Here is a 10422-nt window from a genome sequence, read left to right on the forward strand (position 1 = left end):
CGCAGGCGAGGAAGCCCCGGACGCGTTCTGGAACGAGCACCGGTCGCAGTCGTCGACGAGCGAGGACTCGTCGATGGCATCCACCCACCACAGCTGGGCCTCCAGCCCAGCATCCGGCAGTCCTTCACCGTTCATGTCTTCGACGCTAAACCCGACCACCGACACTACGAACCGTCCTGCGACCTGGACTTTTGGCTGTGGATAACTACTCAAGCCGAACCCTGTGGACGGAAAGACGGCAAGGGGCACAAGGAGAAACCGCAAGTATCCTTCCCCCGACCTCCTGGTGCCGACCGATCTATTCGGCGCGCTCATCCGTGTAGGCAACGGCCTGCATCGTGAACAGCTCGGCGTAGTAGCCGCCGTTCTCGAGGAGTTCCTCGTGAGTGCCGACCGCATCCACGCACCCGTCGCGGAGAACGAGGACCAGATCCGCTGATCGCACACTCGAAAGCCGATGTGTGACGTAGAAGGTGATCGCGCCGGTTCGGCTCGCGAAGTCCCGAGCGGCACTCTCATAGGCATCGATCATGCGCAACTCGGACTCGGGGTCGAGCGAATGGCCCGGTTCGTCCAGCGTCAATACCAGTGGTCTGTCTTTGATCAGGGAGCGCGCGAGCCCGATGGTCTGCCACTGTCCTCCAGAGAGTTCCCGGCCATCACGGTAGTCGCTACCAAGGTAGGCGTTCAGGCTGCCGAGCTCGTTGGCAACCGACCGCGCCTTCGCGCGGTCGATGGCGGCTTCGATCGCGGCAAGGTCGTCGATGCGCTCGACGTCGCCGACCCCGATGCTCTCACGCGCACGGAACGCGAAGTGCACGAAATCCTGGAACAACGCGGCCGACACCTGGTGCCAGTCGTCTGCCCGGAACGACTCGAGCGGCTGGCCATCGATCGAGATGCTGCCGCTGCTGGGACGGTAGAGGCCCTGGACCAGCTTGATCAGGGTGCTCTTGCCCGCACCGTTCTCACCGACGACGGCGACCGATGTTCCGGCCGAGATGTCGAGCGTGATGTCCTTGAGGCTGGACGCCGCGTTGCCCGGGTATCGATAGCTGACGTCGTTGAGCCGTAGTCCGCCGGTGAGGTGCTCCGGCGTGGGAAGGTGGCCGATTCGCTCACGCTTGTCTGCTCCGGTCCGCCGCAGATCTTCGATGCGCTCCAAGCCGGTTGCAGACAGACCGACATTGTTGAGATGCTGCAGCGCGCTGGCCACCTGGCCACCGACCTGCGTGGTGAGCGCGAGCACCATGACGAGCTGCCCGGCATTGCTCTGGCCCTGAAAGGTGAGCCAGGCGGTGTAGCCGATTGCGGCGAGCAACGCCACAGCGAAAGGAAGCTGCCCGAGTAGCCGGACGCCGTAATAGCGCCGATAGCCTGCACCCATCGCAGAGGCCAGACCCTGTTGCGCCTCACCGTGAAGCGAACCCACGCGTTCGGCGCCCGAGCCGAGGCGGATCTCCTTCACACGATCGGCGGTCGTCGAGGCGTTCCGTAGACCGCGGATGCGCCGGGTGAAGACCGCCGCATCCTTGCGCGCGTTCTGCACCGGCTTCTCCGACGCACCCGTCGTGAGCACCGGTACCGCCGCCACAAGGAGCAGCAACAACAGCCAGGGGCTGACCGTGACCAGGAGGATGCACGTGATGACCAGCTGAATCGTGACAGCGACGAGGCTGATCGTGGCCTCGAGCGTGACCCGGGCGCCGGCGATGTCCTGCCTCAGCAGTTCGATCTTGTCGGCGACCTCGGCCGACTCGATCTCGTCGAGCGGTTGCTCGTTGTGGATCGCGCGCGATACCCGCTTGCTCAGTTCGATCTCGTCCAGTTCACCGAGCTCGAAGTACCACAGGTGCCCGAAATGGCCGAGCATTAACTGCGCGGTGATGCACAGTGCAAGACCGACGGCCAGTGCAGTCAATACCAGTCCGGGACGACCGGCGATCGTCGCGTTCGTGAGATCGCGCACGAAAATCGCCACTCCGGGCTGGGCGATGCTGCCGAGCAGAAGAAGACCTGCCCCGACGATCAGGCGCTTCTTGTCGATCGTCCACGACAGCACGAGGATCACGCGGATGGCGTTCACGGTTCGCTTCATCGGTGCCTCTTCCTCAACCCAGTGCGTACCGCGACGACTGCGCCGCATACATCCGCGCGTAGTGACCGGCACGAGCCACCAGCTGGGCATGCGAACCGAGCTCAGCGATCACCCCGCCGTCGAGCACTGCGATCGTGTCCGCCTGCCGCACGGACGAGAAGCGGTGGGAGATGATCAGCGTGGTGATGCCACGAGTGAGCGCGAGGAAGTTGGCGTAGAACTCGGCTTCGCCGCGGGCATCCATCTGCGAGGTGGGCTCGTCGAGCACCAGCACTCGCGCGCCATGCCGGACGGCGTACAGTGCGCGCGCGAGCGCCAATCGCTGCCACTGGCCGCCCGAGAAATCGGTGCCGCCGGGTAACAACCGCGAAAGCGGCGTCTCGAGCCCCGAAGCGAGCGCATCGAAGGTGTCACCGAGTCCTGCGGCGCGTAGCGCCTGAATCATGCCCGCGTCGTCATCCTCGCCCGCGTTCGATGCCTGCATGGCGATGTTCTGCCGCAGAGTCAGCTCGTAACGCGCGTAGTCCTGAAACACGATCGCGACCCGTCTCTGCCATTGCAGACGTTCATCCGCCGTCAGCTCGGTGCCGTCGATCACGACCTTGCCGCCCGACGGGGTGTAGAAGCCGGCGAGGAGCTTCACCAGCGTCGACTTCCCGGCGCCGTTGACGCCGACGAGCGCCGTCGAGCGACCGGCTTCGAGTTCCAACGAGACGCCGCGCAGAACGTCGGCGGCCGGAGTGTATCGGTATGCCACGTCGTCGAACGCGATCGCTGCCGGTCCGTCCGACGCGCCGGCTCTGCCCTCCGACGCTTCCTCGTGCCCCTCCGTCGGTGCGATCGGACCGGTCCGGAGTGCGCCCTCAGTCGCAAGAATCGCCTCCCACGCAAGTCGCCCGTACTGCATCTGCAGATCGGCTTCCGGGAAGAAGTTGCCGAACAGCACGCACGCCAGTGACGCCTGAAGCACGATGGCGATCGACCCCGGTGACACTCCCTCCTGAGCACCCACCGACGTCATGGAAACCGCGATCAAGACCGTCGATCCCACCAGTGTCGCCAAGGCGCACCACACGCCCTGCGGTCCGTAGATGCGTCGGCGGGCGCGCCACATGACTCGAAGACTTCGCATCGCCTCGCTCTCATAGCGCTTCTCGAGCCAGTCACCCAGGCGCAGCATCCTGATATCTCTCGCGGAAAGAGGATCGATCACCAAGTTCCGCAGATACTGCTGTGGTCGAAGCAGCGGTCCGAGCTTCCCTCGAGCCGCGGACCAGAGCGAGAACGCGTAAGTCTGCCCGAACCGATTCACCAGCGCGATGACGAGCCCGAGCAAAGCCAACGGAACCGAGACGACGACGGCAAGAAGTACGAGAGTACCGACCAGCGCCGTGTAACGGGCGATCAAAGCAAGGGCGCCAGCCGATGCGCCACCCGGCGTCTGCGCGCGTTGATCGAGGAATCCATTCGCTTCCGCGACGTGCTGAACCACCTCCGACTGTTCGACCGCTCGCAGGTTGCTCGCCGCGCTCACCGAGTCGATAAGGCGTTGAGAAACGTAGGCGTCGACCTTCAGCTGCACGCTTGAGGCCAACGCCACCTGCAACGGCGCCGTCAGTTGCTGCACGATGAGGCCCACCGCGCACAGCACGATTCCCACGACGACCGAGCCAGCGTGGCCAGTGGCAACGGACACGACCATTCCGCTGCCGAGGATCACCAACGGTACGGATGCACCGGCAACGAGGTGAACAGCAATGGCAATGGCTACAACGCCCGGTGCCGCATGCCGTAGCAGGAACAGCAACTGCCCGGCGCCACGAATCCGCCGCTTCACAACCTCGATCACGCGCACTCCCGTCGCCGCGGCCGCGCACCGCGTCGCCAGACTAGGCCATCACGACTGCGCGGCGATCTCCAGCAGCATCGCCCGCTCCGGGTGCAGCACCGGCATCGCCAGGCCGATCGCGTCGAGCGCTCGACCGCTCATCGTCGCCTGCCCCTCACGCATCCATGCGGGAAGTGCGCGCCCGCCGAACGAGTGCCGATCGGGCGGAAGAGCGGGCGAGACGCGGTAGACGGCATCCGGATCCAGGCCAGGGATGCGCAGCCGCGCGGGTGCCTCGTCTGGCGAGGTCGCCAGAGTCACGTAGGCCACGAGTGCGCGGGATCCGTCGCGCTCGACGACTCCGTACGCACTGTCCGTCTCGTCGGGACGGTCAATGCGCACCGCACGGCCCGAGTGCAGGAGCGCGCGATTCGCCTTGTAGAACGCGATCGCGGCGGCCAGTTCCTTGCGCTCGCCATCGGTCAGGGCTCGCACATCCCATTCGACTCCGAAGTGCCCGAACAAGGCCGTGATCGCCCGGAACGAGAGGGCATGCGTGCGCCCCGTGGTGTGCGACGTGCCCGGTCCGACGTGTGAACCGACAAGCTCCGGCGGCAGCACCAGGCCGGTCCAGCGCTGGATCGTCTGCCGCTCGAGTGCGTCATTCGTGTCGGATGCCCACACCCGGTCGGTGCGCTCCAGGATCCCGAGGTCCACCCGCGCGCCACCCGATGAGCAGCTCTCGATCTCGACACCCGGGTGCGCGGCACGAAGGGCGTCGAACATGCGGTACGCAGCCAGCGTCTGCTCGTGCGTCGACGATCGGCCGTCGTGCCCGAGTTCGAGCTGGTCGCGGTTCTGATCCCACTTCAGGTACGAGATGGGGTACTCGCTGAGCAGGGCGTCGAGGCGGTCGTAGATGTACTGCCAGGCATCCGGATTCACCAGATCGAGAACCTGCTGGTGCCGCCATCGCAGCGAACGGCGGTCGCCGGGACCGGAGATCCAGTCGGGATGCGCCCGCGCCAGGTCGGAGTCCTCGTTGATCATCTCGGGTTCGACCCACAGCCCGAACTGCATGCCACGTGAGACCACGTGATCGGTGAGCGGCGTAAGCCCCTGCGGCCAGACATCCGGATCGACGAACCAGTCTCCGAGGCCGGCCGAGTCGTCGCGCCGGCCGAGGAACCAGCCGTCGTCGAGCACGAAGCGCTCGACACCGAGTTCGGCGGCGGCGTCGGCCAGCTGCCTCAGCACTTCGAGATCGTGGTTGAAGTAGACGGCTTCCCAGGTGTTGAGCACGACGGGACGCGGCGACGACGGATGCCCGGGCCTCGCTCGCATCCACTCGTGGAAGCGCTCGCTCACACCGTCGAGTCCGTGCCCGGAGTATGCAGCGAACGCACGCGGGCTGCGGTAGGTCTCCCCAGGTGCGAGCACCAGCTCGCCCGGATGCAGCAGCTCGCCTACCGCAATCACCTTCTGCCCGTCGCCCGCCCGCTCGACGCGACTCGCGTGATCTCCGCTCCAGCCGAGGTGCAGCGCCCACACCTCGCCGGAGCGCCAGCTGAAGCCGGGCGTACCGGCCGCGATCACGAGCGTGGAGTCGTGGCCTGTGCGGCCGTGCCTGCCGCTGCGCACCCACGTGCCCTGGTCGATGGTGCGCCGTTGCGGATGCTTCTCCCTCGCCCAGCGTCCCGTCAGGTCGAGCGCCTCGGTGGCGTGCGCCGGCACCGGAAGCGAGGTGTCGAGCGAGGCGAGACGGAAGTCGCCCTCCCCTGTGTTCTCGAGTTCGTTGTCGATCAGCAGGAGGCCGGACGGCGCGAGAGCGAGGGTGGTCCGCACCCGGATGCCTGCCGCCTCGTCGCTCAGAGTGAGCACCGCGCGCGATTCATCTGCCTCGACATCCTGGAGCACAAGGCGCAGCGAGTAGTCGCGCGAGCCGCGGTCGCCCGTCACGCCAGGTGTGCCCCGCCACCCGCGGGACGCCTGTGGGATGAGGGACACCGGTGCCGGCTGGTCCGAGGCCGAGTGCGGCACCGACGGCTCGAGCGCTGTCGCGTCAGGTACCTGCTCGCCCAGGTCGGCACCCCAGTGCACCAGCCGCACATCGGCGTCGCGCAGGTCGAGAAGAACACTGACACCCGCGGCGCGCAGGTACAGGCGGTCGATCACGAAGCATCCTCCGAACGTGCGCGGTTCTCATCGGTGGTGACGATGCGCAACTCGCCCGCGCGCGACGAGAGCACCTCCTGTGCGTGCCTGCTGAGGCCGTCGTCGCTGATCACGACGGCGGCCTCGTCGAGCTCCGCGATGGTCGACATGCCCACGGTGCCCCACTTCGTATGGTCGGCCAGTACGACGACGCGCCTGGCCGCGGCGACGAAGGCCCGATCGGTCTCCGCCTCGAGCAGGTTCGGCGTGGTGAAGCCCTCATGCTCGTCCATGCCGTGCACGCCGAGGAAGAGGTAGTCGAGGTGCAGCTGACGCAGCGCAGAGATCGCGATCGGCCCGACCAAGGCATCCGACGGGGTACGTTCGCCGCCGGTGAGGATGACGTGGCCCTTTCCGTTCCCTGCGCGTGGATAGAGGGCGCTCGCGACCTGCACCGAATTGGTCACGACGGTGCAGTCCAGCGGCGCTCCGGCCAAGAGCGACGCGAGTCGCCACGTGGTGGTTCCAGCGCTGATGCCGATGGCGCTTCCGGCACGCACGAGGGATGCCGCCTCCCGAGCGATCGCCAGCTTCTCGCCCTCCTCGCGCACGATCTTCGACTCGAAGCCGGGCTCGTCGGTGCGCAGGCCCCCGCCGGGCAGCGTGGCACCGCCGTGCACGCGCTCCAGCAATCCGCCGGAGACGAGCACGTCGATATCGCGCCGCACCGTCATCTCGCTCACCCCGAACTGGGCGGCGAGCTCCGTGACCCGAACGGTGCCCCGTTCCCGGGCACGGGTGACGATCGCGCTCTGACGCGCGGCTGCGAGCATCATGCGATTATCCCTTGCTCGCGCCCAGGGTGAGTCCCGCCACGAACTGTCGTTGCAGCACGAGATAGATGATCAGGGTCGGGATGACGGTGATCATCGCGCCGGCCGCCAGCAGGTTGTAGTTCGAGAGGAACTGGCCCTGCAGATTGTTGATCGCCGTCGTGACCGGCAAGCGGTTGCCGGATTGGATGAACACCAACGGCCAGAAGTAGTCGTTGTAGATGAAGATCACTTCGAGCGTTCCCAGGGCAGCCAAGGCGGGCCTCGTGAGCGGCAGGATGACATTCCAGTACTGGCGCCACACGCTCGCGCCGTCCACCCGGGCCGCCTCGGTGAGCTCGGCCGGGATCGCGTTCATGAAGTTCGACAGCACGAAGGTGCAGAACCCGATCTGGAATGCGGTGTTCGCCGCGATCACGCTCACGTAGGTGTTCAGCAGCGAACCGGAGTCGCTCATCCAGTACGGCAGCGTCGTGTGCTTGAAGAGCTCGAACAGCGGAGCGGCGAGCACCTGCGGCGGCAGGAGGTTGCCCGCGGTGAACATGATCAGCAGCGTGACGTTGAACTTCCAGCTGTATCGGGACACGGCGAACGCCATCATCGAGGCGAAGAAGAGGGTGAGCAGCACGGCAGGAACCGTGATGATCACCGAGTTGCCGAAGTAGGTCGGGAACCCACCCTGCGTCCAGGCGTCGATGAAGTTCTGGAAGCTGTAGTGCCCGGCGATGGAGAAGTAGCCGTATTTATCGGTGTCGGCCTTCGGCCGCAGCGAGGTGTACAGCGTCCACACGAGCGGCAGCAACCACATGATCGCCATCACCGTGATGAACAGATAGGTGGCCCAGTGCTTCTTCTTGTGCCTGCGCGTGGCGGCCGGCTGGTGGGGCGCCACGCGCACGGAGGTCGCGGTGGTCATGCCTTTTCCTTTCGGAACGTGCGGGAGAGGTAGAACACGATCGGCACGAGCGAGATCACGAGCAGCACCACGGCGAGCGCGGAGCCCACACCGATCACCTGTCCTTCACCGATGAGGTTCTGGATGACCAGCACGCTGAGCAGTTCCAGCCCGTTGGTACCGCGGTTGATGACGTAGACGATGTCGAACGCCCGTAGCGACTCAATGATCGTGATGACGACGATGATGATGTTGGTCGGCTTCATTGCCGGGAACACCACCTGGAAGAACGACTTCCAGGCACCGGCTCCGTCGAGGGATGCCGCCTCCCGCAGGCTCGGGTCGACGCTCTTCAGGCCCGCCAGGTACAGGATCATCACATAGCCGGCGTGCCGCCAGGTCGCGGCGATCATCGCCGCCCACAGATTGACCCCTGGCGTTCCGAGCCAGTCGACGGCGTTCGGTTTGCCTGCCGTGCCGAGCAGGAAGTTGAGCAGGCCGTTGTCTTGCGAATAGAAGAGTTGCCAGATGATGCCGATCAGCGCCAGCGAGAGCATCACGGGCGCGAAGAAGATGCTCTGGTAGATGCGCGTTCCCTTGAGCGCCTGGTCGAGCAGCACAGCGAACAGGAGCCCGAGCGGAGTGCCGATGATCCCGAGGAACAGCAACCAGACGATGTTGTGCAGAACAGCCGGCCAGAACGGTGTGTAGTTCTGGAAGATGTACTGGTAGTTGCCGAGTCCTGCCCACTTCATGTCTGTGAAGTCGAGCCCGTTCCACTGCACGAACGAGAGTCCGATCGAGAACAGAGTCGGCAACCAGACGAGGACGAGCTGGATCAGGGTGGGAATGCCCACCATGATCGACAGCACCACCACGTCTCGTCGGGTGAATTGGCGCAGGCGGCGCCGCTTCGAGGCGGGGTTCGAACCCCGCCCCGAAGCGGCTGCCTTCTGCGTGTCTGCAGACGTGACCGCCATGAGAAGTGCTCTCCGCGCGACTACTCGGCCGCGTACAGGGTCTTCGCCTGCGCTTCGATGTTGCTGAGGTCGATGGTGCCGTTCTTGATGAACGTCTGCATCGCCGGCTCGAGCACATTGGTGGCCATGGCGGGCAGCGCATCACGGTCGAAGAACTGGCTGATGTACTTCGCGTCGGCGATGACGCCGGCCAGCTTCTTCGTGAACGCGCTGTAGCCGGAGGTGTCGGCGTCCTTCGCTGTCATGATGTTCGACTTGTCGATGGCGTAATACGCCTCCTGGCCCTTGCCGGTGCCCATGAACTGCAGCATGTCGCGCGCGGCCTGGTTCTGGCCACCCTTCTTCGAGAGCATGAGCCCGTCGATCGGTGCCTCCACGGCGTCCTGTCCCTCGACTGCGATCGCCGGGAACTTGAAGAAGTCGATGTCTGCCAGCACGGTGGGGTCGGTGAACTGCTGCGTGATGAACGAGCCGAGCAGCATCATGCCGGACTTGTTCTGCGCGAGCTTCTGCGCGGCATCCTGCCACGTGAGGCCGAGCGCGTCGGGGTCCTGGTAGGGCAGCAGGATCTTCCAGGTGTCGAAGACGTCTTGCACCTTCTTCTGGTTCCACGACTCCTTGTGCGCACACAGATCGACGTGGAACTGGTATCCGTTCGTACGCATGTTGATGTAGTCGAATGTGCCGCAGGCGGGCCAGGCATCCTTGTCGGCGAACTGGATCGGGATGAGTCCGTCGGCCTGCATCTGCTTGCAGAGGGCCTCCAGCTGGTCCATGGTCGTCGGAATCTGGTAGCCCTTCGACTGCCACAGCGACTTTCGGTAGAAGAATCCCCACGGGTAGTTGTAGTTCGGCACGAAGTACTGCTTGCCGTCCTCGCCCGTCGAAGCCTTCTTGAGCGCGGGCGAGAAGTTGCTGCCGATCTTCGCCCACACGTCGTCGACGTCGGCGACCAGGCCCTTCTTCGCGTAGTACTGCATGCGGTAGCCGGCGAACCAGGTGAACGCATCGTCGGGGCTGCCCTGCAGGTAGTTGTTGATCTTGTTCTGGAAACCGTTGTGGTCGACCGTGTTGACCGTGACCTTGTCGCCCGACTTCTTCTCGAAGGCGGAGACGAACGAGGCGTACGCCTTCTTCGGCACGGGGTCGGAGGCGTTGGAACCGAACGTGAGCGACTTGCCGCCGCCGGACGAACCGCCTCCGGACGTGGTGCCGGTGCACGCCGCCAGCAGCGGCACGGCTCCCAGTCCCAGGGCTCCCACTCCGATGCCCTTCAGAAGGGTGCGGCGGTCGATTCCCGGGCCGCGATTCAACTCTTGCATGTTGACTCCTTTGTAACGTGCAGGGGTGTGTGCAAAACCGCACAATTGCGATCATATTCGCCCACAGAGCTCGCGCAAGCAACGAATCGGCCACATCTTGGTGACGTTGCCATCGGCTCAACTCCGGGAAAGCGCATCCCACCACTGGCTGCAAGGGACCAGCCGTCTCACACGATCGTGCGTCATCGGGTGCGTCTCGTAGCGTGGTGTCACTTCCCGCGGGGTTCTCGTCGTCGTTGACGTAGGAGGGCCATCGTGGGATGACCAGTTGTTTCCGGCAAGAAGCAAAGCGAGATCCCACGATGACCGATA

At 65.1% G+C, this 10422-nt stretch carries 7 protein-coding genes; all 7 read right to left on the reverse strand.

The features are described from left to right. Positions 1-298 precede the first annotated feature (298 nt). The 7 genes from ACYVII_RS18920 to ACYVII_RS18950 are packed head-to-tail and all read right to left on the reverse strand — an operon-like array spanning position 299 to position 10110. Positions 299-2098, reverse strand: a complete 1800-nt coding sequence (locus ACYVII_RS18920; protein ID WP_460537896.1) for an ABC transporter ATP-binding protein — start codon at positions 2096-2098, stop codon at positions 299-301. Between the two features lie 13 nt (positions 2099-2111). Next, a complete protein-coding gene (locus ACYVII_RS18925; RefSeq protein WP_460537897.1) occupies positions 2112-3947 on the reverse strand; it encodes an ABC transporter ATP-binding protein in 1836 nt (611 codons plus the stop codon). 48 nt (positions 3948-3995) lie between these two features. Beyond that, positions 3996-6098: an alpha-galactosidase gene (locus tag ACYVII_RS18930; protein ID WP_460537901.1), complete on the reverse strand. Its 2103-nt coding sequence runs from the start codon at positions 6096-6098 to the stop codon at positions 3996-3998. Next, positions 6098-6913, reverse strand: a complete 816-nt coding sequence (locus tag ACYVII_RS18935) for a DeoR/GlpR family DNA-binding transcription regulator (RefSeq protein WP_460537902.1) — start codon at positions 6911-6913, stop codon at positions 6098-6100. The genes ACYVII_RS18930 and ACYVII_RS18935 overlap by 1 nt, the downstream gene beginning before the upstream one ends. Positions 6914-6920: 7 nt before the next feature. After that, a complete protein-coding gene (locus ACYVII_RS18940; protein WP_460537898.1) occupies positions 6921-7829 on the reverse strand; it encodes a carbohydrate ABC transporter permease in 909 nt (302 codons plus the stop codon). Next, positions 7826-8788, reverse strand: coding sequence for a carbohydrate ABC transporter permease (locus ACYVII_RS18945; RefSeq protein ID WP_460537899.1), 963 nt, complete (start codon positions 8786-8788; stop codon positions 7826-7828). Before ACYVII_RS18945 ends, ACYVII_RS18940 begins: the two co-directional genes overlap by 4 nt. A gap of 20 nt (positions 8789-8808) precedes the next feature. Next, on the reverse strand, positions 8809-10110 hold the full coding sequence (locus tag ACYVII_RS18950) for an ABC transporter substrate-binding protein (RefSeq protein WP_460537900.1): 1302 nt from the start codon (positions 10108-10110) through the stop codon (positions 8809-8811). Between the last annotated feature and the right edge of the window lie 312 nt (positions 10111-10422).

It is taken from the genome of Humibacter ginsengiterrae (assembly GCF_054780115.1).